General features: G+C 66.2%; 1 protein-coding gene. It reads right to left on the minus strand.

From position 1 onward, the window contains the following. Positions 1–269, minus strand: a 269-nt coding sequence (locus tag ACW9IR_RS29935; protein ID WP_457466213.1) for a LysR family transcriptional regulator, incomplete at both ends; no start/stop codon positions are given.

A 269-nucleotide genomic window follows, 5' to 3' on the forward strand; every position in this document is an offset into this window, starting at 1 on the left:
TCGTTGGAATTGCGCCAGCCACTTGGGCAGGAACGTCATCGACAGGCTGTGGCCGGCGGTCACCTGGATCGAGCGCCCCGGCATGCGTTCCACTTCGCGCAGGCTGGCGCGCAGGCGCATCAGGCCGGCGAGGGCGTCGCGGCTTTCGCTACAGAAGGCGACGCCCGCAGCGGTAAGTTGCACCGGATAGGTGCCACGGTCGACCAGTTCGACACCCACCCATTCTTCCAGTGAGCGTATACGCCGCGACAAGGCCGATTGCGTCACGC

This window comes from Pseudomonas sp. SDT291_1_S447 (assembly GCF_054070155.1).